The organism is Flavobacterium sp. ENC, from assembly GCF_020991415.1.
GTDB lineage: Bacteria > Bacteroidota > Bacteroidia > Flavobacteriales > Flavobacteriaceae > Flavobacterium.
This window is the reverse complement of the sequence record NZ_JAJMOY010000002.1, coordinates 123,909-147,824: the sequence shown is the minus strand read 5'-3', so window position 1 is coordinate 147,824 and position 23,916 is coordinate 123,909. Positions and strand designations below refer to the sequence as shown.

23 protein-coding genes are annotated in these 23,916 nt (G+C 36.4%); 9 read left to right on the top strand and 14 right to left on the bottom strand.

All coding sequences use genetic code 11. The annotated features are described in order from the left end of the window. Positions 1-64: 64 nt before the first annotated feature. The 11 genes from argH to LPB89_RS05430 all read right to left on the bottom strand — a co-directional run bounded on the left by argH (position 65) and on the right by LPB89_RS05430 (position 13,970). Entirely contained in the window at positions 65-1,345 is a 1,281-nt protein-coding gene (gene argH, locus LPB89_RS05480) for an argininosuccinate lyase (protein WP_230700746.1), read from the bottom strand. Between the two features lie 232 nt (positions 1,346-1,577). Then, complete coding sequence (locus tag LPB89_RS05475; protein WP_230700745.1) at positions 1,578-2,648, bottom strand: M20 family metallo-hydrolase; 1,071 nt, start codon at positions 2,646-2,648, stop codon at positions 1,578-1,580. 211 nt (positions 2,649-2,859) lie between these two features. Beyond that, entirely contained in the window at positions 2,860-3,630 is a 771-nt protein-coding gene (argB, locus tag LPB89_RS05470; protein WP_230700743.1) for an acetylglutamate kinase, read from the bottom strand. A 98-nt stretch (positions 3,631-3,728) separates the two neighbouring features. After that, complete coding sequence (locus tag LPB89_RS05465; RefSeq protein ID WP_230700741.1) at positions 3,729-4,676, bottom strand: N-acetylornithine carbamoyltransferase; 948 nt, start codon at positions 4,674-4,676, stop codon at positions 3,729-3,731. Positions 4,677-4,758: 82 nt separating this feature from the next. Beyond that, the gene (proB, locus tag LPB89_RS05460; protein WP_230700740.1) at positions 4,759-5,520 is read right to left on the bottom strand and encodes a glutamate 5-kinase; all 762 of its coding nucleotides are present in this window, start codon (positions 5,518-5,520) and stop codon (positions 4,759-4,761) included. A 203-nt stretch (positions 5,521-5,723) separates the two neighbouring features. Further along, entirely contained in the window at positions 5,724-6,917 is a 1,194-nt protein-coding gene (locus LPB89_RS05455; protein ID WP_230700738.1) for a glutamate-5-semialdehyde dehydrogenase, read from the bottom strand. A gap of 86 nt (positions 6,918-7,003) precedes the next feature. Next, complete coding sequence (locus LPB89_RS05450) at positions 7,004-8,143, bottom strand: aspartate aminotransferase family protein (RefSeq protein WP_230700737.1); 1,140 nt, start codon at positions 8,141-8,143, stop codon at positions 7,004-7,006. A gap of 89 nt (positions 8,144-8,232) precedes the next feature. Beyond that, entirely contained in the window at positions 8,233-9,210 is a 978-nt protein-coding gene (gene argC / locus LPB89_RS05445; RefSeq protein ID WP_230700735.1) for an N-acetyl-gamma-glutamyl-phosphate reductase, read from the bottom strand. Continuing rightward, positions 9,203-10,396: an argininosuccinate synthase gene (locus LPB89_RS05440; RefSeq protein ID WP_230700733.1), complete on the bottom strand. Its 1,194-nt coding sequence runs from the start codon at positions 10,394-10,396 to the stop codon at positions 9,203-9,205. The genes argC and LPB89_RS05440 overlap by 8 nt, the downstream gene beginning before the upstream one ends. Before the next feature lie 64 nt (positions 10,397-10,460). Next, complete coding sequence (locus LPB89_RS05435; protein ID WP_230700731.1) at positions 10,461-11,102, bottom strand: GNAT family N-acetyltransferase; 642 nt, start codon at positions 11,100-11,102, stop codon at positions 10,461-10,463. Positions 11,103-11,699: 597 nt separating this feature from the next. Beyond that, positions 11,700-13,970 (bottom strand): M1 family metallopeptidase, encoded by a 2,271-nt coding sequence (locus tag LPB89_RS05430; protein ID WP_230700729.1) that lies wholly within the window; start codon positions 13,968-13,970, stop codon positions 11,700-11,702. A gap of 185 nt (positions 13,971-14,155) precedes the next feature. Here LPB89_RS05430 and LPB89_RS05425 point away from each other — a divergent pair, with 185 nt between their 5' ends. From LPB89_RS05425 to LPB89_RS05415, 3 genes are all read left to right on the top strand, one after another. Then, positions 14,156-15,010: an aldose 1-epimerase family protein gene (locus LPB89_RS05425; protein ID WP_230700728.1), complete on the top strand. Its 855-nt coding sequence runs from the start codon at positions 14,156-14,158 to the stop codon at positions 15,008-15,010. 5 nt (positions 15,011-15,015) lie between these two features. After that, positions 15,016-15,564, top strand: coding sequence for a GNAT family N-acetyltransferase (locus tag LPB89_RS05420; RefSeq protein WP_230700726.1), 549 nt, complete (start codon positions 15,016-15,018; stop codon positions 15,562-15,564). A gap of 133 nt (positions 15,565-15,697) precedes the next feature. Continuing rightward, positions 15,698-16,255 (top strand): DUF3575 domain-containing protein, encoded by a 558-nt coding sequence (locus tag LPB89_RS05415; protein WP_230700725.1) that lies wholly within the window; start codon positions 15,698-15,700, stop codon positions 16,253-16,255. On the opposite strand, the gene LPB89_RS05410 is transcribed toward LPB89_RS05415, so the two are convergent. Beyond that, entirely contained in the window at positions 16,252-16,479 is a 228-nt protein-coding gene (locus LPB89_RS05410) for a VF530 family DNA-binding protein (protein ID WP_230700724.1), read from the bottom strand. The two genes, LPB89_RS05415 and LPB89_RS05410, sit on opposite strands and share 4 nt — an antisense overlap. 102 nt (positions 16,480-16,581) lie before the next feature. Next, complete coding sequence (locus tag LPB89_RS05405) at positions 16,582-17,220, bottom strand: porin family protein (protein ID WP_230700722.1); 639 nt, start codon at positions 17,218-17,220, stop codon at positions 16,582-16,584. A gap of 138 nt (positions 17,221-17,358) precedes the next feature. Here LPB89_RS05405 and smpB point away from each other — a divergent pair, with 138 nt between their 5' ends. Further along, positions 17,359-17,814: an SsrA-binding protein SmpB gene (gene smpB, locus LPB89_RS05400; RefSeq protein WP_047776350.1), complete on the top strand. Its 456-nt coding sequence runs from the start codon at positions 17,359-17,361 to the stop codon at positions 17,812-17,814. 125 nt (positions 17,815-17,939) lie between these two features. Beyond that, positions 17,940-18,989, top strand: coding sequence for a Fic family protein (locus LPB89_RS05395; RefSeq protein ID WP_230700721.1), 1,050 nt, complete (start codon positions 17,940-17,942; stop codon positions 18,987-18,989). A 55-nt stretch (positions 18,990-19,044) separates the two neighbouring features. Here the strand turns inward: LPB89_RS05395 and LPB89_RS05390 are convergent, their stop codons facing one another. Further along, positions 19,045-19,686, bottom strand: a complete 642-nt coding sequence (locus tag LPB89_RS05390) for a protein-L-isoaspartate(D-aspartate) O-methyltransferase (RefSeq protein ID WP_230700719.1) — start codon at positions 19,684-19,686, stop codon at positions 19,045-19,047. A 143-nt stretch (positions 19,687-19,829) separates the two neighbouring features. Here LPB89_RS05390 and LPB89_RS05385 point away from each other — a divergent pair, with 143 nt between their 5' ends. The 4 genes from LPB89_RS05385 to LPB89_RS05370 all read left to right on the top strand — a co-directional run bounded on the left by LPB89_RS05385 (position 19,830) and on the right by LPB89_RS05370 (position 23,908). Next, positions 19,830-20,795 carry a Gfo/Idh/MocA family protein gene (locus LPB89_RS05385; protein WP_230700718.1) on the top strand — a complete coding sequence of 322 codons (966 nt, stop codon included), beginning with the start codon at positions 19,830-19,832 and terminating at the stop codon, positions 20,793-20,795. A gap of 90 nt (positions 20,796-20,885) precedes the next feature. After that, the gene (locus LPB89_RS05380) at positions 20,886-21,779 is read left to right on the top strand and encodes a 3-hydroxyacyl-CoA dehydrogenase family protein (protein WP_230700716.1); all 894 of its coding nucleotides are present in this window, start codon (positions 20,886-20,888) and stop codon (positions 21,777-21,779) included. A gap of 11 nt (positions 21,780-21,790) precedes the next feature. Then, a complete protein-coding gene (locus LPB89_RS05375; protein ID WP_230700714.1) occupies positions 21,791-22,462 on the top strand; it encodes a YggS family pyridoxal phosphate-dependent enzyme in 672 nt (223 codons plus the stop codon). A gap of 84 nt (positions 22,463-22,546) precedes the next feature. Then, positions 22,547-23,908 (top strand): exonuclease domain-containing protein, encoded by a 1,362-nt coding sequence (locus LPB89_RS05370; protein WP_230700712.1) that lies wholly within the window; start codon positions 22,547-22,549, stop codon positions 23,906-23,908. The last annotated feature ends 8 nt before the right edge of the window (positions 23,909-23,916 follow it).

Below are 23,916 nucleotides of genomic sequence, written 5' to 3'. Positions count from 1 at the left end.
TATTTTTAAAACAATTTCTCTAACCACTTACACTAAAGCTACTTGACTAAAGCGTAAGTCATGACTAATAGCTGTTAAGCATTTTAAGTTTTATGGCATCCAGGCATAAATTATTAATACTGCCTTCGTGGGTATGTTTTGTTGCTTTTGGAGAGCTATAGGTTCCTGCTTCCAGCTGTTCTGCAACGGCTTTGTAGGCATCCCTGAATGGCATTCCTGCTACAACCATTTCGTTAAGCGTATCTACGGTAAACAAATAGTCGTATTTTTTATCTTCCAGAATATGCTCTTTTACCGTAATGTCTTTTATCGAGAAAATAGCAATATCCAAACACGCTTTTAAGTTTTGGATTGCAGGAAAAAGTCCTTCTTTCAACAGCTGTAAATCTCTGTGGTAACCGCTTGGAAGGTTATTAGTGATTAAAGTAATTTCGTAGGGCAAGGCCTGAATTTTGTTGCATTTCCCTCTGATTAATTCAAAAACATCCGGATTTTTCTTGTGTGGCATAATACTCGAACCTGTGGTAAGATGTGAAGGCAAGCCAATAAAATCAAAGTTCTGACTCATATATAAACACACGTCCATGGCAAATTTTGACAAGGTTGCTGCTACGCTGCTCATGGCAAAAGCGACAGTTTTCTCAGCTTTTCCGCGGCTCATCTGAGCGGCAACGGCATTGAATTTTAAAGTTTCAAAACCCAATTCCTGAGTTGTAAATGTTCTGTTGATAGGAAACGAACTCCCATAACCTGCTGCTGAACCCAACGGATTTTGATCTACAATTTTTGCTGCTGCATTCAGCATGGTGATATCGTCAATCAGGCTCTCCGCGTAAGCAGAAAACCACATTCCGAAAGAGGAAGGCATTGCAATCTGCAAATGTGTATAACCCGGCAATAATACATTCTGGTGTTTTTCTGCGGATTCCATCAGTAAATCAAAAAGTGTTTTTACCTGTTCTTTTAAGGCTTTGACTTCGTCTTTCAGATACAAATGAACATCTACCAAAACCTGATCGTTACGCGAACGGGCGGTATGAATTTTTTTTCCGGCATCGCCCAGTTTTACCGTTAATAAATATTCGATTTTAGAGTGAACATCTTCAAAACTGTCCTCGATGATGAAGTTTCCTTTTGCGATATCTGCGATGATTTCGTTTAAGGCTTCTACTAAAGAATCCGTTTCTTCTGCAGTCAGCAAACCAATTTGTCCGAGCATTTTGGCGTGTGCAATAGATCCTAATGCGTCGTATTTTGCCAGAACCAAATCGAGGTCCCTATCGTTTCCGACAGTGAAGTGTTCGATTTGTTTGTCTGTTGGTATTCCTTTTTCCCAAAGTTTCATAACTTAGATTTTTAGACTTCTTAGATTTTTAGATATTTAGACTCTTTAGACTATTAGATTTTTGATCTTATTTTCTAATTATTCCTAAATGTCGTTGTTTATACTTTTGGTTTTGTAGCCCCGATAGCAGTGAAAATCCTTTTATTTTTTTCTTTAAAAAATAAAAGATTGGAACGGATAGCGGGATTAGCTCCTACTCCTTCGACTCCTTCGACTCCGCTCAGGACGACAATTATAATTTAAAGAAACCGGTTAGTATTTTGATGTACAAATCGATTCCTTCCTCAATTTCACTGATAAAAATAAATTCATCTGCCGAATGCGAACGTAAGGTTTCCCCAGGCCCCAGTTTTAAAGACTGACAGCTCAAAACCGACTGATCTGAAAGGGTTGGCGATCCGTAAGTTGTTCTTCCCAACGCGATTCCGGCCTGAACTAAGCCGTGCGCAACCGGGATGGATGAAGCATTTAAATGCATTGATCGAGGGGTAACTTCAGCGTTGATATTGGCTTTAACGACGTCAAGGATTTCGGTATTCGAATAACAGTCTGTTACACGGATATCCACCACCAGATCACATTCGGACGGCACCACATTATGCTGTTTTCCGGCACTGATCTGCGTTACGGTCATTTTTACAGGCCCCAGAACTTCAGATATCTTGTCGAATTTATAATTTTTAAACCATTCCATTACGGGAATTGATTTGTATAAAGCATTATCGTCATTTTGGTGTGCCGCATGGCTTGCCGTTCCTTTTACTTTTACATCCAGCACCAATAATCCTTTTTCGGCAACAGCCAACTGCATTAAAGTGGGTTCGCCTACGATAGCGCAATCCAGTTCCGGCAAATGCTGTAAAACGCTGTTTAAACCACTTTTACCACTGCTCTCTTCTTCTGCAGAAGCTACTATTACTATATTGTAAGGTAAATTTTCGTTGTGATAAAAATGCACAAATGTGGCCAGTAACGAAACGAGGCAGCCTCCGGCATCATTGCTTCCCAAACCGAATAACTTGCCGTCTTTTTCAATTGCCTTAAACGGATCGTTGGTATACGCCTGATTGGGTTTTACAGTATCGTGATGAGAATTTAATAACAGTGTTGGTTTGTTTTCGTCAAAATATTTATTGAAAGCCCACACATTATTGTTTTCTCTTTTAAAAGGAATTTCGTTTTGACTGAACCAATTTTCTATTAAAAGTGCTGTTTGATCTTCTTCACTGGAAAATGAAGGGGTTTCAATCAGATTTTTTAATAATTGTATGGCTTCTTTGGTAAGCGTTTCTATATTCTTCATAGTGTATGTTCTGTGCCACGAAGGCTCAAGTCACAAAGTTTTTAATTGATTCTTATACCAATTGTGTGACAATTTTAATTTGCGCAAATTTCTTAAATTAATATTTAAAATGTCTTCGCTGGCTCTGTTTTTTTGCCACGAATTACACAAATTTGCACTAATTTTTTAAAAATTTTAATTCGCGGAAATCTGTGTAATTTGTGGCAACCTTTTATAATGTAATAGTGGTATGCAAAACATCAGGATTCTGAAGCATTTTGTGATGCCCGATTTTGATTTTCTGAACACCTCTTGCTAAACTATTAAAACAATTATCCAATTTGGGAATCATTCCTGAATGGATCACTTTTTCAGCTTTTAGTTTATGGTACAGCTCTTCATTAATCGCTGTAATTACGGAGGAATCATCTTCAGAATCCTGCAAAACGCCTTGTTTTTCAAAACAGTACGTTAACGTAACCTCAAAAACTTCAGACAAGGCGATTGACAATTCACTTGCAATTGTATCGGCATTTGTATTCAGTAATTGTCCGTTTTTGTCGTGTGTAATGGCACAGAAGACAGGAACAATTCCGTTTTCGAGCAATGTCGCCAGCAATTTTGTATTTACCTGCTTTACATCTCCCACAAAACCATAATCGATCGTTGGATGATTTCTTTTTGTTGACTGAATTAAATTTCCGTCAGCTCCTGAAAAACCAATGGCGTTATTGTCTTTCGACTGCAATTGTGCGACGATATGTTTATTGATCTGCCCTGCATAAATCATAACGACAACATCCAGCATCGGAGCGTCTGTAATACGTCGCCCTTCGATCATTTGCGGGACCAGGCCAATACTTTCAGCCATCTTTGTAGCGGATTTTCCTCCCCCGTGAACTAACACTTTATACCCTTCAATTTTAGAAAAATCAGTTAAAAACTGTTCTAATTCGGTTGGATTGTCAATTATGTTTCCGCCTATTTTTATTACTGTTACCATTTTTTTAGGTTCAGAGGTCCAGAGGCTCAAAGGTTCAAAGGTTTTGATAAAGGTTTGATACCTTTGCTCCTTTGCAACTTTGCACCTTTGTGCCTTATTTATAACTTCTTTAAAATCTTCTGCAACACCAATTGTGCCGAATAGGTTCTGTTATTCGCCTGCTGAATTACGATTGAATTTTCGCTGTCCAGCACTTCGTCACTTACGATTACGTTACGTCTTACAGGAAGGCAATGCATAAATTTTCCGTTGTTGGTCAATGCCATTTTCTCGGCGGTAATAGTCCACTCGGGATCAATATTGGTTACTTTTCCGTAGTCGTTAAAATTACTCCAGTTTTTTACGTAGACGAAATCGGCGTTTTCGAAAGCTTTGCTTTGGTCGTATTCGATTTTGCAGTCTTTGGTAATTTCCGGACTCAGTTCGTAACCTTCCGGATGTGTGATCACAAAATCCATGTTTTTTTGCAGTTGCATCATTTCTACAAATGAATTGGCTACGGCCTGAGGTAAGGCTTTGGGATGCGGCGCCCACGAAAGCACTACTTTTGGTCTGTGTTCTGTTTTGTATTCTTCCATCGTAATGGCATCTGCCAGAGACTGAAGCGGGTGACGCACAGCACTTTCCATGTTTACGATCGGCACTGTCGCATATTTTAGGAATCCCGAAATAACCGTTTCGGCATAATCTTTCTCTTTATCTTCCAAACCTGCAAAAGCACGAATGGCGATAATATCACAGTATTGTGATACTACTTCCGCCGCTTCCTTAATATGTTCCGAAGCTCCTGAATTCATTACGGCTCCGTCTTCAAATTCCAATGTCCAGCCTTCGTTGGTAAAGTTCATCACCATAACATTCATTCCCAGGTTTAAAGCCGCCTTCTGAGTACTCAGACGTGTTCTTAAACTCGGATTGAAAAATAACATTCCTAAGGTTTTATTTCTTCCTAAACTTTGATTTTTAAGCGGGTTCTTCTTGATTTTTAACGCGCTTCTTACCCATTTTGATAAGGAGTTGACATCCTGAATTGAAATATAATTCATATTTTTTTGTTTAATCGTTAATTTGTTTACCCGTTTATTTGTTTATAGATTAACCGAATTAACGATTAGACAAATAAACATTTTACACAATCTTTGTGAACGGAATTTCGTTCTTTAATGCTTTTAAAATAAAATTATCATCTAATCCGTTGACGATCCAGGTTTCGATATTAGCCGCTTTTGCAATTCCGGCCGCTTCAATTTTGGACTGCATGCCACCGGTTCCGTGTGATGATTTTGACTCTCCGATTTCTTTTTCCAATACTTTTAAATCATTTACTATTGTAATAGTTTCCGGATTTTCATCGTGAATGGAATCTTTGGTGTAAATTCCGTTTGTATTCGTGGCAATAATCAGAATATCAACATTTAGCAGCACTGCCGTTAAAGCGGCTAATTTATCGTTGTCGCCAAACCGGATCTCATCTGTGGCAACGGTATCATTTTCATTAATAATCGGAATATAATTGTTCTCCACCAAAACGTTAATGGTATTGACAATGTTTACTTTCGACTGGTCTTTTTCGAAATCAGAATACGACAACAAACACTGGGAAGTCAATAATCCCAAATCGCTGAAATTTTCATGGAAAATCCGCATTAAATGGGGCTGTCCAATTGATGCCAGAGCTTGTTTTAGTGCAATTTCCTTTCCTTTACTTTCCAGTTTTACAAATTGCCTGGCTGCTGCAATGGCTCCGGAACTCACGATTACAAACTCGTACTCTTTGTTTAAGGCTGCAATCTGCATTCCGATATCTTCAATCTTTCCCCGCGAAATATGATTGGTTTCCTTGGTTAAAGTATTACTTCCTATTTTTAATAAAATCCGCTTTTTAGTCATTTTTTTAAGAGGCTAAGGTTCTTAGTGGCTAAGGGCCTAAGTTTTATATTGTGTGTGTTTACCGCAAGGGCGCAAAGTTTTTTTTATTGTCTGACGCTTATAAACGCAAGGGTCGCAAAGCTAAATTTTTAATAAATTCCAATTTTTTAAAATTCCAATAAATAATCCAATTATCTAATTTTCTAATTATCTCAATTATCAAATTATCTAATTTGCCCATCTCCGTAAACGTACCATTTATTCGTAACCAAATGTTGTAATCCAATAGGTCCCCTTTGGTGCAATTTATCTGTGCTTATGGCTAATTCTCCTCCTAAACCAAATTGTCCGCCATCTGTAAAACGGGTGGAGGCATTTTGATAAACGGCGGCGGTATCTACTGCGTCCATAAATTGCTGTGCTGCCTCATCATCTCTGGTAATAATTACAGCCGAATGTCCGCCGCAATATTTGTTGATTTTTTCGATTGCCTTTTCCTCAGAATCAATGGTTCCAATGACAATTTTATAATCCAGAAATTCTTCATACCAGATAGCTTCATTTTGAAGTGTTGTTGTATCTTCGAAAGTTTTTAAAGAGTCATCCACAATAACTTCAACTTTGTGTTCTTTTAATTCTTCGATTAAAATGGCGGTAAAACCTTCAAAGTTGGGCAATTTCGAATCTATTAAAACTTTATCCACTGCATTGCAGGCTGATATTTTTGATGTTTTGGCATTCAGAATTACTTTTAATGCCAAATCAGTATCTGCTTTTTCGTGAACGTACACAAAATTATTCCCGCGTCCGCTTACTATAACCGGACAAGTCGCGTGTGCTTTTACAAATTCAATTAGTTTTTCTCCTCCTCTCGGAACAATCAAATCTACTTTTTGAGTTGGCTTTTCTAAAAAAGCCTGAGTTTCCGTACGACTATAATTCAGATACTCTACCCAGTCTTTTGAAACTCCGTTTTCTTCTAAAGCCTGATGCCATAAATCAACAATTTTCAAATTTGATTTTAAAGCTTCTTTTCCGCCTTTTAACAAAATCTTATTTCCGGATTTAAAAGCGATTCCACCTGCCTCAATGGTGACATCCGGACGTGATTCGTAAATGATTAAAATCGTTCCGAAAGCAGCTGTTTTATTGATCACTTTTATTCCATTATCATGTACAAAATGAAAACGTTCTACTCCAACCGGATCTTCCTGGGAAGCCAGCTGATTCAGGGACAAAATCATCTCGTCGACTTTTTTATCATCTACTTTCAGGCGTTCTTCCATCGCTAAATCGGAACCGTCGTAGGCTTGCAAATCCTCCTGATTGGTGAGAATTATGCTGCTCCGCTCCTGCTCTACCAGCTTTGCCATAGACCGCAAAACCAGATTGCGTTTTTCAATTGATAATGGATTCATTTTTTTGGTTTAATTGGTTAATTCGTTTAATCGTAAATTCGTTTAACTGGTTAACCGATTAAACGAATTAACAGTATATGGCAGACTTAGTTTTGAAGTTCTTCTAAACTTTCTTTTAAAGCTACGATAAAAGTGTCAATATCTGCTTTTTTGACTGTCAACGGAGGTAAAATTCTCAACAGGTTTTTATTGTTTGCACTTCCTGTAAAAATATGTTTCTCTATAATTAATTTCTTTCTCAATGCCGCAACATCAAAATCAAATTCAATTCCCAGCATTAATCCTTTTCCTTTTACCTTTTTGATTCCCGGAACTTGCTTGATCTGCTCCGTGAAATAAGCTGAAACTTCATTTACATTTTTCTGTAAATCCAGTTTTTCGATTACATCCAGAACTGCAATTCCTGCGGCACAAGACAAATGGCTTCCGCCGAAAGTGGTTCCTAATAATCCGAAACTTGCTTCAAATTTTGGTGCAATTAAGATGGCTCCAACCGGAAAACCATTCCCCATTCCTTTTGCTACCGAAATAATATCAGCATTAATTCCGTGATGTTGAAATGCGAAAAACTTTCCGCTTCTTCCGTATCCTGATTGTACTTCGTCTAAGATCAGAACGACATCATGTTTTTTACACGCTTTTTCTAATGCCTGAAAAAACTCGGTTGTTCCTTCGTCCAAACCTCCGACTCCCTGTATTCCTTCGATAATTACTGCCGAAACATCTCCTTTTGCCAGTTCAGCTTCAACTAATTCGATTTGGTTTAACGGTAAAAAAGTAACAACTTGCTGTGCATTGATTGGTGCTACGATTTTCTTATTATCGGTAACTGCAACTGCTGCTGAAGTTCTTCCGTGAAAGGAGTTATGAAATGCTACAACTCGTGATTTTCCGTTATGAAAAGAGGCTAATTTCAAAGCATTTTCATTGGCTTCAGCTCCGGAACTGCACAAAAATAATTCGTACTCTTCCAATCCGGAAAGCTTTCCTAATTTCTGTGCCAATTCTACCTGCAAAGGATTTTGGATGGCATTCGAATAAAATCCCAAATGATCCAGTTGGTTTTTCAATTTGGCCAAATAGTCAGGCTGTGTATGTCCGATAGAAATCACACCGTGACCGCTGTATAAATCTAAATATTCTGTTCCGTTTTCATCTGTAATCGTGCAGTCTAAGGCTTTTACAGGGGTGATATTATATAGTGGGTATACGTTAAATAAATTCATTTTGTTTTTGTTTATTTTTTTGTTTCACGTTTCAGGTTTCAGGTTGCTCACAGAAAGTTAAACCTGAAACTTTAAACTTGAAACTATTATTAAAATCCGCTTGGTTTCAAATGTAAACCTGTGGTTTCTTCCAGGCCAAACATCAAATTCATGTTTTGAATGGCTTGTCCGGAGGCACCTTTGGTTAAGTTGTCAATGACAGAAGTAATTAAAACCCGGTTTCCTTTTTTCAATAAACTAATGATACATTTGTTGGTTTGCACAACTTGTTTCATATTGATATTGGTTGTTGTAACGGTTACAAATGGTTCGTTTTTATAGAACTCTTCGTATTTCGCCACCAATTGCTCCAGGCTATCGTCTGAAAGAGTATATAAGGTTGCGAAAATTCCTCTTGGAAAATCCCCTCGGTTGGGAATAAAAAGCAAATCACTTTCGAAATCATCCTGCAACTGGACCAGACTTTCCGAGATTTCTCCCAAATGCTGGTGTTCAAAAGCTTTGTAATGCGACATATTATTATTTCTCCAGCTAAAATGAGAAGTTTCCGAAAGTCCGACTCCTGCACCGGTACTTCCTGTTGTGGCATTAATATGAATATCATTGTTTAGCAGATTATTTTTCGCCAAAGGCAATAATGCCAATTGAATCGCTGTGGCAAAACAACCCGGATTTGCAATATAATTTGCTTTTTTAATGTCTGATTTATTCAATTCCGGTAAACCGTAAATGAAATCTTTTCCTTCGAAATGAGCATCCTTATTCAATCTGAAATCATTTCCCAAATCAATAATTTTGGTATGACCTGCAAATTGATTTTCCTGTAAAAACGAAATGGATTTTCCGTGGCCAAGACATAAAAAAACGACGTTTACATCCGGGTTTATCACATCTGTAAAATTCATTTCGATATCTCCCATCAAATCATGGTGCGCTACGGAGAGTGGTTTTCCTGCATTTGTAGTGCTGTATACAAAATCAATTTTTACATTGGGATGATACATTAATATTCTGATGAGTTCTCCGGCCGTATAACCAGAACCACCAATGATTCCGACATTAATCATGATCTAAATGATTTACAGATGAAAATATATTTTGGGCATTTCCTAAAATCTTAATAAATCCCTTTGCGTCGTCAGAGGTCCAGGCGTTGTTCATTTCGCCGTACTGACCAAAACCGGTATTCATTAAATCATTATCAGATTCAATTCCGTCAAGCGAAAAATGATAGGGCTTTAGTGAAACCGTTACCACACCATTTACCGTTTTTTGTGTGTCCTGCAAAAATGTTTCGATGTTACGCATTACAGGATCTAAAAACTGACCTTCGTGGAATAACATTCCGTACCAGTTACCAAGTTGTTCTTTCCAGTATTGCTGCCATTTGCCAAGAGTATGTTTCTCTAATAAATGGTGTGCTTTGATGATAATTAAAGGCGCTGCAGCTTCAAAACCAACTCTTCCTTTGATTCCGATAATCGTGTCACCTACGTGAATATCCCTTCCAATGGCAAAAGCATTGGCTAGTTTTTCAAGCGCTACAATATTATTGGATGGTTTATCAAACTGACCGTTTAAACCCACTAATTCTCCTTGCTCAAAATGTAATCTTACTTTTTCTTCTCCTTCTTTTTGCAATTGCGAAGGATAAGCGTCACCCGGCAATGGCTGGCTTGAAGTTAGTGTTTCTTTTCCTCCAACACTGGTTCCCCAAAGTCCTTTATTGATCGAATATTGTGCTTTTTCCCAGGAATAGTGAACGCCGTTTTTAGACAAATAATCCACTTCTTCCTGTCTTGAAAGTTTCAAATCTCTAATTGGTGTAATGATTTCAATTTCAGGAGCAATGGTCTGAAAAATCAAATCAAAACGAATCTGATCATTTCCTGCACCTGTACTTCCGTGTGCGATGGCGCTTGCTCCTACTTTTTTAGCATATTTTATAGCTTCAATAGCCTGGAAAACACGCTCTGCACTTACTGATAACGGATATGTATTGTTTTTTAATACATTTCCGAAAATCAAATATTTTATGGCTTTATCGTAATATTTATCTACAATTGTCAGGTTGGCGTGTTGTGCACTTCCTAATTCGTAGGCTCTTTTTTCAATTGCTTCTAATTCTTCAGCATCAAATCCGCCTGTATCTACAAGTACGGTATGAACTTCGTATCCTTTTTCATTTTTTAAATATTTCAAACAATACGAGGTATCTAATCCTCCACTATAAGCTAATACAACTTTTTTCATTTTTTATAATTTAGGCTAATACTTTCGTATATAGCAAGTTTGAGATTTCTTTTTTCGGATATTCTTAAGGCAATAAAATAAAAGACAGAATTTTATTTAAGAATAAGGCTTGTTTTATCTTTCTTAACCGGTTCAGAACGGCCTCATTGAAAGGATGTCTTGGCGGATCTTTTTGTTTTTCTTTCGGATCGTACAGCATTCCGGTGCAAAGACACATTTTGTTTTCTTTGCTTTTCAGTATTTCATAATTGGTACAGGTTTTACAGCCCGACCAAAAACTTGGGTCAGTGGTAAGTTCAGAGAAAGGAACCGGTTTATAGCCTAAATCAGAGTTGATTTTCATTACTGCCAAACCGGTAGTGATCCCAAATATTTTGGCATCAGGATATCTTTGTAAGGAATAATCAAAAACTTTTGATTTTATCTTTTTGGCTAAACCCAAACTTCTGTAATCGGGATGTACAATTAACCCGGAGTGTGCTACGAATTTTCCGTGCTGCCAGCTTTCGATATAACAAAAACCTGCAAATTTTCCATCTGCCAGAGCAATCATCGCATCACCACTAGACATTTTTTTCTGAATGTATTCGGGAGTTCTTTTAGCAATCCCCGTGCCTCTTAGCAAAGCCGATGATTCTATTGTATCGCAAATTTCCTGCGCATACTTAAAGTGTTCTTCCTGAGTTACAACAATAGAGATCTTCATTTCAATAGTTGAAGTTAGAGTTAAAAATTAAAACGCATTGTTTCGTTTGAAATCTAAAAACAAATCCAATAAAGTTACGCAAAACAAAAGTAACACCCTCTAAATCAAAAAGTTGATTATGAGATGAATTAAAATAATATATGCTTTCAGGATATGTTTGTCCAATGGACAAATGATGTGATTTCAAAATAGAAAATGAATATAAATAAATACGCGGCGAAAAACTCAGTGAATACTATAGAGATAGCATCCGTACTTCGGGAGAAGTACCAGGTGAGTTTGTCCGTGACAAAGAAGTTATATGTAAACTTATTTTATTCATCGAGGCAAAAGTACACTATTTTTTTATTCACAAAACAAAAAAATAAAATTCTAACATTTTTTTATGGTAATGTTATTTTTTTTTGAAGGTGCTAAGGTGCTAAGGTGCTGAGTTTATTTGCTGGTCTGAAAGTTTGAAAGGATTGTGCGGGCCAAAACTGTAAACTGAAGACTGAGACTGAAAACTGTGACTGAAGACTGAGACTTGAAAACTTAAACAAAAAAACCGATAGCAACAAAGTCACTACCGGGTTTTAACTATTTGTAATTTACAACTTAATTCTTAGTAAACGGAATTACCTGACCATTTCCTAAAACAATCATATCAAAACCCGTTTTGGCTTCATTAAATTTAAATTTCAGACCAGCTCGTTTGGATTGAAAAGTATCTTTTTCGTTTGCAACCGATTCAACAGAAAACTTAGGGAAGTTTGTTATTTCTACATTCAGAACACTGTTTTTTTCTGTGAATTCAATTTTCAAAGGCGCTTTTGCCGTGGAATAAGTTCCAATATATCCGTCCAGGATAATATCTTTCTCCAGTAAACCTTTTCCTGCTGTCCAGACATTGTTACTTTCGTTATAATCCGGAAAAGCATGGTCAGGATCCAGCGTTATACTTTCGATTTCTTCGGTAGAATTATGTTTAAATGACCAGTTGTTATTACGTTGCCAGATCTCAACCGGTAACTTAACTCTCGTTACTTTTCCGCTTTTTGTTTTCACATCCAAAACAATTGGCATTGGCATTTTATCAAAATTTTCGACTGTAATTACAGCTCCCTTCGCAGGATCATTTTTTACATATTTAACGGAATTAACACCCTGATCAAAACGCCAGTTGTTTACGAACCAGCTTCTCCAGAACCAGCTTAGATCTTCACCGGCCACATTTTCAATTGTTCTGAAAAAGTCATCAGGAGTCGGATGTTTAAAAGCCCAGCGCTCTACATATGTACGCAATGCTTTATCGAAACGTTCTTCTCCAAGAACTTGTTCTCTTAAAATCGTTAAACCGGCACTTGGCTTGAAATAACATAAAGTACCAATATTCGCTTCCTTCATATTATCCGGGGAACTCATGATCGTTTCCAGTGTAGGACTCGTTAAGCCTTCTGCATCCTCATGCAGATCGGAAGCTTTTTGTTTGTATTCCCCGTTGTTAAAATCAACAGAGCTTACAGAGTTGATAAAGGTATTGAATCCTTCGTCCATCCAGGCAAATAAACGCTCATTTGATCCTACAATCATAGGAAACCAAATATGTCCGAACTCGTGATCTGTAACTCCCCATAAATCATCTCCTTTAGATTTCCATCCACAGAAAACAATTCCGGGATATTCCATTCCTCCTTCATTTCCTGCTACGTTTGTAGCCGCCGGATAAGGATATTCAAACCATCTTTTAGAATAATGTTCAATTGAAGATTTTACATATTCTGTTGAACGTCCGTAAGCATCATTCCCGGCACTTTCTACAGGATAAGCTGATAACGCCAATGATTTTTTACCGCTTGGCAAGTTTATTTTCGCACCGTCCAGGATAAAAGCCGCAGAAGATGCCCAGGAGAAATCACGTGCATTTTTAATTTGATAGTGCCATGTTTTTTCAGCGGTTGCATTTGCATTTGCAGTGGCAGCAACTTCTTCAGCAGAACGAATTATAACTGTTTTATCACTTTGTTCTGCTTCTTTGTAACGTTTCAATTGCGCTGCAGAAAGTACTGCATCACCATTTAACAATGCTCCGGATGCTACTACATAATGATTGGCAGGTGCTGTAATTTTTACATCAAAATCACCGTACTCCAGATAAAACTCAGAAGCTCCTAAATAAGGCGCCGTGTTCCACCCTCTTACGTCATCGTACACACACATACGCGGGTACCATTGTGCGATGGTGAAAATTTTACCGTTTTTAGTTTCCAAAACCCCCATTCGGTCTGATCCTTCAAAAGGAGCAATGAATGAATATTCAATTTTAATTTTTACAGCTCCTCCTTTTGAAGCCAGTTCTTTAGGAAGGAAAATTTGCATTCTGGTATCTGTAACGATATATTTTGCAACAGTCTCCGTTTTATCCTTTCCTGTGGAAATTACTTTTACCGATTTAATTTTATTTCCACCGTCAAAAACTTGTCCCTGGGCACCATTACGGCTTCCTGTTAAAGGTACAACAGCGTTTCCTCTTGAATCTTCTTTGAATAAATTCTGATCTAAATTCAGCCAAAGAAAAGACAGTTTATCTGGACTGTTATTCGTATAAGTAATCTCATCTGTACCTACAAGTTCATTCGTAGTACCGTTTAATTTTACCGTTAATTGATAATCTGCTCTGTTTTGCCAGTACTCAACGCCCGGCTGACCGCTTGCAGAACGGGTTGGTGTACCATTTTTGGTATAAAAATGCGGTGCAAATGCATCATGGTAATTGTAGTTATTAACTGGATTTGCTGCTGTTGTAGCTGGCGTTTGTTGCGCCCAAACAGAAGAAATCCCAACAAATAAAGCCATGGTCAATAAGGCTTTCGAGGAATGCTTTTTCATATTTTTTAGCTGTTTATGTAGCAAATTAATGAAAAAAAAAGCTATATACAGAGAAAAACCAAAGCTTATATTTAATTTTAGCAAAATTTTATTAAAAAAATAATTTCCGTCTTTTCCCGAAAAAACTAAATTTTATAAAATATATTTACATTTAATTAAAAGTAACTCATTTCAATTTTACTATTTTGAATACAACCATCTCAAATTCAAACCTAAAAGCTTCGATAAAACAGGCCGGAGCCGAATTATTTTCAATAACAGATCATCAGAATAAAGAATATATCTGGGAAGGCAATCCTGCTTTTTGGGGTAAACACTCTCCGGTGCTTTTTCCTATTGTAGGAACCTTAAAAAACAATACCTATACTATTAGTGGCAAAGAATATCAGCTGCCAAGACATGGTTTTGCGCGTGATATGGAATTTGAATTAATTGCAAAAACAGAGAACAGTGCTACCTTTTCGTTACAATCAAGCAGCGAGACCCTTCAAAAATATCCTTTTGAGTTTGAATTACAGCTTATTTATACTTTAGAAGAAAAAGAACTGACTATTGGTTATAAAGTAATCAATAAAGGGAATCATCTTCTTCCGTTCTCCATAGGTGCGCATCCTGCAATTTCTTTACCGGGTGATTTTGAAAAGTATTCGTTTCAGTTTGAAAAACAGGAAGTTCTAAAGTATAATCTTCTTGAAAATGATTTAATCTCCAACCAGACTGAGGTACTTGAAAAGACAGCTCATGTCGTTCCTTTAAGGTATAAGTTATTCGAAAATGATGCTTTGGTATTTAAAACACTGGCATCTAATTCTATTACCATTCTTGAAAACAACACCCCTTATGTAAAAGTTAATTTTGAAGATTTTCCGAGCTTAGGGATCTGGACCAAAGAGCAGGCTCCGTTTGTCTGTATTGAACCCTGGTTTGGTTATTCTGATACAGCCGAAAACTCCGGTGATTTGTTCCAAAAAGAGGGAATCGTGATCTTAGAAGCAAATCAAACATTCCATTCAAAATTCAGTATCCAAATTTTACAATAAAAAACATGTTAGAATTTAATTTTACACCATTCCCAATCATTGAGACGGAACGTTTACTTTTAAAAAGAATTACTAATGATGATATGAACGAAATTTTCGAATTGCGCTCGAACCCCGAAACAATGAAATATATTCCGAGACCTTTAGTAAAAACGACTGAAGATGCACTTGAACATATTGCAATGATTGAAGAAAAAATTGTGACAAATGTTGGAATAAACTGGGGAATTACATTAAAAGATGACCCGAAATTACTTGGGATAATTGGCTACTACAGAATGCAGCCTGAAAATTACCGTGCTGAAATCGGTTATATGCTGTTACCTGAATTTCATGGAAAAGGAATAATTCCCGAGGCTGTAAACAGATTAATCCGTTACGGCTTTGATGATTTAAAGCTACATTCCATTGAAGCTGTTATTGATCCTGAGAATTTTGCTTCAGAAAAGGTTTTGCAAAAATGTGGTTTTGTTAAAGAAGCGCATCTGAAAGAAGCAGAGTTTTATGAAGGTGTATTTCTGGACAAAGTAATTTATTCATTACTAGACAAATAACGTATTACAAAAAATATCCAGTGAATAAAACCTGTTAAAATTATTTTTTACACAACAGTCTGCTATGGTATTGCGTTATATTTGCACGCGAAATAAGTAATTGAAGCTTATTTTACTCCTGAAAAATCACTTTATGAAAAAAGCCCTAATTCTGTTTGTTCTTTTCTTATCAATTCAGTCACAAAGTCAGACGTACCTGAAATTTAATGCAGCTACCGCTGTGGTTCTTATACCCAATATAGGTATTGAAACCAGTATTGGCGAAAAAACGACCTTTAGTGTTGATGTTATGGCTTCTTTTTGGGATTCCTTTGACGGGCATAACCCAATGAAATTTTACACCCTGACTCCTGAAGTTCGTTATCATTTTAAAGAAAAATACAATGGATTCTATGTTGGTGCACATATAGGGCCGGACATTTATGAACTTCAAAAATGGAATTATTTTGAAACCAATAAATACGAACACGGTTTTGGATACCGAATGGGAGTTACGGTTGGATACAACATCAAACTGAATGATAAATTCCTACTGGATATTTTTGCCGGAGGCGGCTGGCATCAGGGCTTTTATCATGGTTACTACAATGACGGAACTCCTGGCAGATATGAAAAAGCTCAAAACTGGAACAAAAGTGGTGAATGGCTTCCTTATCGCGGAGGCGTGATGCTTTCTTATAAGTTAAATTAACTCCTGAACTTAGGGATTGATTTTATATATAAATCTTCTACTCTTTTTCGTGCCCAATCTGTTTTTCTTAAAAAAGTAAGACTCGATTTGATACTCGGATTTGAAGTAAAACATTTTACTGGAATCAATTCTGCCAAAGTATCAAAACCATAGTGATCTGCTAATTTTTCGACTATAGCTTTTAGAGTAATTCCATGCAAAGGATCTTTAGACTGATTTTCCATCTTATATTTTTAAATAATACTAAAAAGACCGTACTCTAAAAAAGTACGGTCTTTCTTTTTTTACAAAATTAGCAAATTGGAACCAATATCATCCATTAACAATTAGAATATAAATTTAAATCCAAAAGAAAGGGGTGATGTCAGGTTAGGTCTGCTTCCACCCAAAGCGCTATTATAAAACGGATCAACACTGGCAACGTGCGCTAATCCAAAATTGGTTACTGTGGTTTTCTCTCCCGTTTTTGGATCCAGGGTTGTTGAAGTGAAATTAGCCAGGTCATAAGAGAATTCTACAGAGAAATTTTTAGTCACAAAATAATCGAATCCTCCGGATAATGATAAACCATACTGTGTAACCTTTAAGTCACTTTGTTTTTCTTTTCCTGTAATAACCGGTGCTGCCAGCTGACCGAAGAAATACAGTGAACCTGCAACATTCCAATATTTTCTTGCCAATGGTTCAATTACTATCAAATCAGTTTTTGCGGCAGTTCCTTTGTCCGAATCTGCTTTTATGTTAATATAACCGAAACCTGCTCCTACAGCAACAGAAGGCGTAACAAATGTCCCCACAATTGGCAATACCGATAAACTGGTATTTTTTACATCTGCTGTTTTTGTTTGCTGGTAACCAAATTGAGAAGTGGCAAACCACGCTCCTTTTAATCCCTGATTTACTTCCTGTGCTTTTGCTGTTAAACCAATTAACGCGATACTAATCAGTGCTACAATTTTTTTCATGATAAAGTTTATTTTAAATTACAGAACAAACTTAATCGTAAGGTTTTTCTCTGAAACTGATTAAAATCATAGATTAAAAAAAATATTATTATCTTTAATTTCCTCAAAGTTTTTCATTTTTATTTTACCTTTGCATCTATGTTAAAATCAGTCAATATACTTAATAAAAGAGCGCGTTTCGATTACGAAATAATCGATACCTATACTGCCGGAATTGTTTTATCCGGAACCGAAATCAAATCTATACGTCTGGGAAAAGCAAATATTACCGAAAGTTTTTGTGAATTCAGCGGCATAGAACTTTTTGCTATCAATACCTACATAGAAGAATATACCTTTGGAAATCAATTCAACCATAAATCCAGAAGCGAAAGAAAATTACTTTTAAACAAAAAGGAATTAAAAACACTTCATAAAAATGTTCAGGCAAAAGGATTGACGATTGTTCCTTTGAAATTATTCACCAATGAAAAAGGGCTGGCCAAACTACAAATCGGCCTTTGCAAAGGGAAGAAAAACTACGATAAACGCGAATCCCTTAAAGAACAGGATACTAAACGTGATCTGGACCGAATTAAGAAAGCTTATAATTAAAACATTTTCTTTCTTTCCCAACCAAAATTATTAGTTTAAAAAAAGTAATGTCTTTTTGATGTTATTTTTTTTTATCCAATAAAAATGACTAAATTTGTCAAGACAAAATAAAACAAGTTCGAAAAATGAAAACACTTCTTAAAAATGCAAGAGAGCAAAAAGGCTTAAAAACTCGTGAAGTGGCACAAATTCTTGGCATTGATCAGGCATTAATAAGCAAATTTGAATCAGGAACAAGAAAACCGACAAAAGGCCAGATTTCAAAACTTTCCCAACTTTTAGAAATCGATTATGAAACTTTGATGATTGCCTGGCTAAAGGAAAAGATTCTTTATGAAATTGGCGATGATGAGTTTGCCTTAAAAGCTTTAATGGTAGCCGAGCAGGAAATTAAATACAACAGAACGGTTTCAAAATTAAAAATCTCTGCCACTTTGGAAAATCTTTTAAAAGAGATAGATCTTTTAAAAGCAAAACTAGATAATTATCGTCAATTTGACAGTTACAGAATTACTCAGGCTCTTGAATTAGAGTATACATTTGAAAGCAATCGAATTGAAGGAAATACAATGACTTTGCGTGAAACGGATATGGTCATCAATGAAGGTTTAACTATCTCCGGCAAAAGCATGCGGGAACATCTAGAAGCGATTAATCATCAGGAAGCCATTGGGTTTATTAAGGATTTGATGCAGAGAAATGTTTCCTTAAACGAGCGTGATCTTTTGTCCATTCATAATTTAATTCTTCGGGGTATCATCCCGGAAGACGCAGGTCGCTACAGAAAGGTTCAGGTTATGATAAAGGGAAGCTCCCATATGCCGCCACAACCCTATATGGTCAGCAAAGCAATGGAAGATTATTTTATTTGGTACGAAATCAATAAAAACAAATTGCATCCTGTTATTCTGGCAGCTGAAATGCATGAACGTCTTGTTACTATTCATCCTTTCATCGATGGAAATGGGCGAACTTCCCGTTTGGTTATGAATTTAATTTTATTACAAAAAGGTTATATCATTGCCAATATAAAAGGCGATTATGACAGCCGAATGCAATATTACCAAAGTTTAGAAACAGCGCAAACCAAAAACAATAAAGAAGATTTTTTACTTTTTATTGCTCAGATAGAAAAAGAGAACCTGGAAAGATACATTGGTATTATCGCCCAATAAATCAAAAATTCACTAACTTACTTCAGTAAATTAGTGAATTTTGTGTTTATACAATCTAATTTTTATCTTCTAATAAAGGAACAAATCGGAACTCTCCAAACTCGTGTTTTTCAAATTGGGTTTCGTTTTTACGTATCAGCAAAGTCATGATCTGAACTTGCTCCCCCAACGGAATCACAAGTCTACCTCCTATTTTTAACTGAGCCATAAGAGGCTGTGGGATAAAGGGAGCCCCTGCCGTAACAATAATACTGTCAAAAGGAGCATGATTTGGTAATCCTTTATATCCATCTCCAAAAGAAAGATGTTTGGGACGAATATTTAATTTCGGGAATAAATTTGAAGTCGCCTTAAACAATTCGTTTTGTCTTTCAACACTGTAGACTTTGGCTCCAAGCATAAACAAAACTGCTGTCTGATATCCGGAACCGGTACCAATTTCAAGAATTTTATGGTCTTTTTTAACTTCTAACAACTGTGACTGAAAAGCTACGGTATAAGGTTGCGAAATAGTTTGTCCGGCCCCGATAGGAAATGCCTTATCCTGATAAGCATAATCTTCAAAACTGGAGTTTAGAAAAAGGTGTCTCGGGATTTTTTTTATCGCATCGAGAACAGCTCTGTCAGTAATCCCTTTTTGTTCTAAAGTGCTTACTAATTGATTACGAAGTCCTTGATGTTTGGCAGTATCTTTCAAAATTGATTTATTTTATTTCGGTAAAATTAATAAACTTAATAGTAAATCAAATATTGATTTTTAATTATTAAATCGCTAAATCTTTAATGCATTAACTTTTACTTTCAACAAATAAATTATATTTTTGTTTAAAATACATTATCATGTTAAAAGTGGGAGTTTTAGGTGCTGGTCATCTTGGTAAAATACATTTACGTTTATTACAACAATCTGACAAATATGAATTAGTTGGATTTTACGACGAAAATCAGGAAAATGCCGAAAGAATTTCAAAAGAATTTGGCTATAAAAACTTCAGCACAATCGCAAAATTAATTCACGCTGTTGATGTAATCGATATTGTAACGCCTACGCTTTCACATTATAAATGTGCAAAAGTGGCGATCAAATCCGGAAAACATATTTTTATAGAAAAACCTATTGCCAATACGGTTGATGAAGCAGAAGAAATTATTGCTTTAGCAAAAGAATACAACGTAAAAGGCCAGGTAGGTCATGTGGAGCGCTTTAATCCGGCTTTTATTGCGACCAAAAATATGATCGAAAATCCAATGTTTATAGAAACACATCGTCTGGCTGAATTTAATCCGCGTGGTACTGACGTTCCGGTAGTTTTAGATTTAATGATTCACGATATCGATGCGATTTTAAGTGTTGTAAATTCAAAAGTCAAAAACATTAATGCGAGCGGTGTTTCTGTAATTAGTGAAACCCCGGATATTGCGAATGCCAGAATTGAATTCGAAAATGGATGCGTAGCGAATTTAACAGCAAGCAGAATTTCGATGAAAAACATGCGTAAAACCCGTTTCTTCCAAAGAGATGCCTACATTTCCGTTGATTTCTTAGAGAAAAAATGTGAAGTAGTACGCATGAAAGATGCTCCTGAAGTTCCGGGAGATTTTGATATGATCCTGCAAAATGCCGAAGGCGTTAAAAAACAAATCTATTTCACGAATCCTGATATGGAGCAAAATAATGCTATTTTAGATGAATTGGAATCATTTGCAAACGCAATTAGTACTGATACTACACCGGTTGTAACACTGGAACAGGCTACAGATGCTTTACGTGTAGCGTATCAGATTATAGATTGTTTCGAAAAATAACACAAAATATAACTCTTATTTTTTAAGGTTTAAAGTTGGCCCAAAACCCGCTTTAAACCTTAACTTTTAAAATTTAAATACCAAAATTAAATGAAAACTATAGCTGTAATCGGTGCAGGAACAATGGGGAACGGAATTGCCCATACTTTTGCACAAAGTGGTTTTGTTGTAAAACTAATTGACGTTTCAGAAAAATCATTAGATAAAGGAATGGCGACTATTGCTGCCAATCTGGACCGAATGTTGGCAAAAGGAACTATTTCTGCCGAAGAGGTGGCCAAAACAATTACCAATATTATTACCTACACGGATATAAAAGACGGTGTAGTTGGTGCTGATTTAGTAGTGGAAGCAGCCACTGAAAATGTGGAATTAAAACTGAACATCTTCAAACAATTAAATGAAGCCTGCTCACACAATACTATTTTAGCAACGAATACTTCTTCTATTTCCATTACACAAATCGGAGCTATAGTGGCACATCCTGAAAGAGTTATCGGAATGCATTTTATGAATCCGGTGCCGATTATGAAATTGGTAGAAATCATCCGCGGCTATAATACCAGCGATGAAGTAACAAAAATCATCATGGATTTATCTGAAAAATTAGGTAAAACTCCAGTTGAAGTAAACGATTATCCGGGTTTTGTGGCCAACAGAATTCTGATGCCTATGCTAAACGAGGCCATTGAAACGTTATACAATAAAGTGGCCGGTGTTTACGAAATTGACACGGTAATGAAATTAGGAATGGGACACCCAATGGGACCGCTGCAATTAGCTGATTTTATAGGCCTTGATGTTTGCCTGGCTATTTTGAATGTCATGTATGAAGGTTTCAAAAATCCTAAATATGCGCCTTGCCCTTTATTGGTAAATATGGTACGTGCAGGAAAACTGGGTGTGAAATCCGGAGAAGGTTTTTACGATTACAGCGAAAGTAAAAAAGCAGAGAAAATTTCTAAGCAATTTATCCTTTCATAAAAGAAAACAACATGTCAATCGCATCAAATTTAGATTCCATAAAAGCTTCTTTGCCGGAAAATGTAACTTTAGTTGCCGTTTCCAAAACAAAGCCCGTAGCTGATTTAATGGAAGCTTATGAAACGGGCCAGCGTATTTTTGGAGAAAACAAAATCCAGGAAATGGCCGATAAGTGGGAACAAATGCCGAAAGATATCCAATGGCATATGATCGGACACGTTCAAACAAATAAAGTCAAATTTATGGCTCCGTTTGTAAATCTGATTCATGGGGTTGACAGCCTGAAATTATTACAGGAAATCGATAAACAGGCATTAAAAAACAACAGAGTAATAGATTGCCTGCTCCAAATACACATTGCTGAAGAAGAAACTAAATTTGGTCTTGATCAAAACGAACTGAATTTACTTTTATCTTCGCCAGAATTCAAAGAGATGAAAAATATTCGTATCTTAGGATTAATGGGAATGGCAACATTTACCGAAAACCAAAACCAGATTAAAAAAGAATTTACACATTTAAAGTCTATTTTTGATTCATTAAAAAATAGTGATGAATACGGTAAAGGCGCACTGCAAGGTGTCTCTACTATTTCCATGGGAATGTCCGGTGACTATCAGCTTGCTATTGAATGCGGAAGCACCATGGTTCGAATTGGAAGCAGCATTTTTGGAGGGAGATAATTTTCAAAACCACATATCGTAAGACGCACTGCAGTGCGCCTCTACAGAAAACTGAATACTAAAAACTGAGACTGAACACTTAATTTGTACGCAATACTAGACATAGAAACGACCGGAGGCCAGTTTAATGAAGAAGGAATTACCGAAATCGCCATTTATAAATTTGATGGACATGAAGTAATTGACCAGTTCATTAGCCTTGTCAATCCCGAAATTCCGATTCAGCCATTCGTGGTGAAATTAACCGGGATAAATAATGCTATGCTCCGTTCTGCTCCAAAATTTTTTGAGGTAGCCAAAAGAATCATAGAAATCACTTCCGATTGTATTATCGTAGCACACAACGCTTCTTTTGATTACCGGATCTTACGTACTGAATTCAGACGCTTAGGCTATGATTTTGAAGCCCGAACGCTTTGTACTGTTGAGCTGGCCAAGAAATTAATTCCGGAACAGCCTTCTTACAGTTTAGGAAAATTAGTGCGTGCACTCGGAATCCCTATGGCAGACAGACATCGCGCCAGTGGTGACGCTATGGCAACGACCAAATTGTTCAAAATGCTTTTGGAAAAAGATTTGGAAAAAACCATTGTAAAAGATTTCATAAAACTGGAAGTTGAAAAAGGAATTGCTCCGAAATTTCTCGATCTTTTATCACAAATGCCTGCAAAAACCGGTGTTTATTATATTCACAACCAAAGTGGGACTTTAATTTATATCGGCAAAAGCCAAAATATCAAAAAACGAGTTAATCAGCATTTTACCGGAATTACAACAAAAAGCAAAAAAATACAGGCGGAAGTTTTTACCATAACGTACGATGAAACCGGAAGCGAATTGATTGCACTGCTCAAAGAGAGCGAAGAAGTAAAAATCAACAGACCGAGATACAATCGTTCACAGCGAAAAACAATATTCCCGTATGCGCTATATGCTGAAAAAGACAGTAATGGATATTTGAATCTAAAACTGGGAAAAGCAGATGGACGTAAAAAAGAAATCACCTCTTTCGCAAGTTTACAGGAAGGTAAAAATGCCCTTTTCAAACATACTGCTACATATAACTTATGCCAGAAACTCACTGGATTGTATGCGGCTAAAAAAGAGTGTTTTCAATATAAAATAAAAGAATGTGACGGGGCCTGTATTGGTGAAATAACTCCTGAAGTATACAATGTAAGGGTCCAGCAATTCATCTCAGAAAACAGCTTCGACAATAAAAGCATGATTCTGCTCGACAGAGGGCGAAATATAAATGAAAGAAGTGCCGTCTTAATCGAGAACGGAGTCTATAAAGGATATGCCTATTATGATTTAAATTATCAGATTACCAATATTGAAATCCTGAAAAATATTCTCATTCCGATGCAAAACAATCGTGATGTCAAAAATATCATTCAGAGCTATATGCGTAAAAGCAAATCTTTGAAAATTCTTCATTTTTAATACTTACA

What these genes read in the sequence shown, in the direction of transcription:
- argB (WP_230700743.1), bottom strand. Translation starts at nt 3,630, where the DNA reads ATGGTAACAGTAATAAAAATAGGCGGAAACATAATTGACAATCCAACC.
- LPB89_RS05440 (WP_230700733.1), bottom strand. Translation starts at nt 10,396, where the DNA reads ATGAAAAAAGTTGTATTAGCTTATAGTGGAGGATTAGATACCTCGTAT.
- smpB (WP_047776350.1), top strand. Translation starts at nt 17,359, where the DNA reads ATGTTAAAATCAGTCAATATACTTAATAAAAGAGCGCGTTTCGATTAC.
- LPB89_RS05375 (WP_230700714.1), top strand. Translation starts at nt 21,791, where the DNA reads ATGTCAATCGCATCAAATTTAGATTCCATAAAAGCTTCTTTGCCGGAA.
- LPB89_RS05430 (WP_230700729.1), bottom strand. Translation starts at nt 13,970, where the DNA reads ATGAAAAAGCATTCCTCGAAAGCCTTATTGACCATGGCTTTATTTGTT.
- LPB89_RS05410 (WP_230700724.1), bottom strand. Translation starts at nt 16,479, where the DNA reads ATGGAAAATCAGTCTAAAGATCCTTTGCATGGAATTACTCTAAAAGCT.
- LPB89_RS05465 (WP_230700741.1), bottom strand. Translation starts at nt 4,676, where the DNA reads ATGAATTATATTTCAATTCAGGATGTCAACTCCTTATCAAAATGGGTA.
- LPB89_RS05385 (WP_230700718.1), top strand. Translation starts at nt 19,830, where the DNA reads ATGTTAAAAGTGGGAGTTTTAGGTGCTGGTCATCTTGGTAAAATACAT.
- LPB89_RS05395 (WP_230700721.1), top strand. Translation starts at nt 17,940, where the DNA reads ATGAAAACACTTCTTAAAAATGCAAGAGAGCAAAAAGGCTTAAAAACT.
- LPB89_RS05405 (WP_230700722.1), bottom strand. Translation starts at nt 17,220, where the DNA reads ATGAAAAAAATTGTAGCACTGATTAGTATCGCGTTAATTGGTTTAACA.
- LPB89_RS05435 (WP_230700731.1), bottom strand. Translation starts at nt 11,102, where the DNA reads ATGAAGATCTCTATTGTTGTAACTCAGGAAGAACACTTTAAGTATGCG.
- argH (WP_230700746.1), bottom strand. Translation starts at nt 1,345, where the DNA reads ATGAAACTTTGGGAAAAAGGAATACCAACAGACAAACAAATCGAACAC.
- LPB89_RS05475 (WP_230700745.1), bottom strand. Translation starts at nt 2,648, where the DNA reads ATGAAGAATATAGAAACGCTTACCAAAGAAGCCATACAATTATTAAAA.
- LPB89_RS05380 (WP_230700716.1), top strand. Translation starts at nt 20,886, where the DNA reads ATGAAAACTATAGCTGTAATCGGTGCAGGAACAATGGGGAACGGAATT.
- proB (WP_230700740.1), bottom strand. Translation starts at nt 5,520, where the DNA reads ATGACTAAAAAGCGGATTTTATTAAAAATAGGAAGTAATACTTTAACC.
- LPB89_RS05450 (WP_230700737.1), bottom strand. Translation starts at nt 8,143, where the DNA reads ATGAATTTATTTAACGTATACCCACTATATAATATCACCCCTGTAAAA.
- LPB89_RS05455 (WP_230700738.1), bottom strand. Translation starts at nt 6,917, where the DNA reads ATGAATCCATTATCAATTGAAAAACGCAATCTGGTTTTGCGGTCTATG.
- LPB89_RS05415 (WP_230700725.1), top strand. Translation starts at nt 15,698, where the DNA reads ATGAAAAAAGCCCTAATTCTGTTTGTTCTTTTCTTATCAATTCAGTCA.
- LPB89_RS05420 (WP_230700726.1), top strand. Translation starts at nt 15,016, where the DNA reads ATGTTAGAATTTAATTTTACACCATTCCCAATCATTGAGACGGAACGT.
- argC (WP_230700735.1), bottom strand. Translation starts at nt 9,210, where the DNA reads ATGATTAATGTCGGAATCATTGGTGGTTCTGGTTATACGGCCGGAGAA.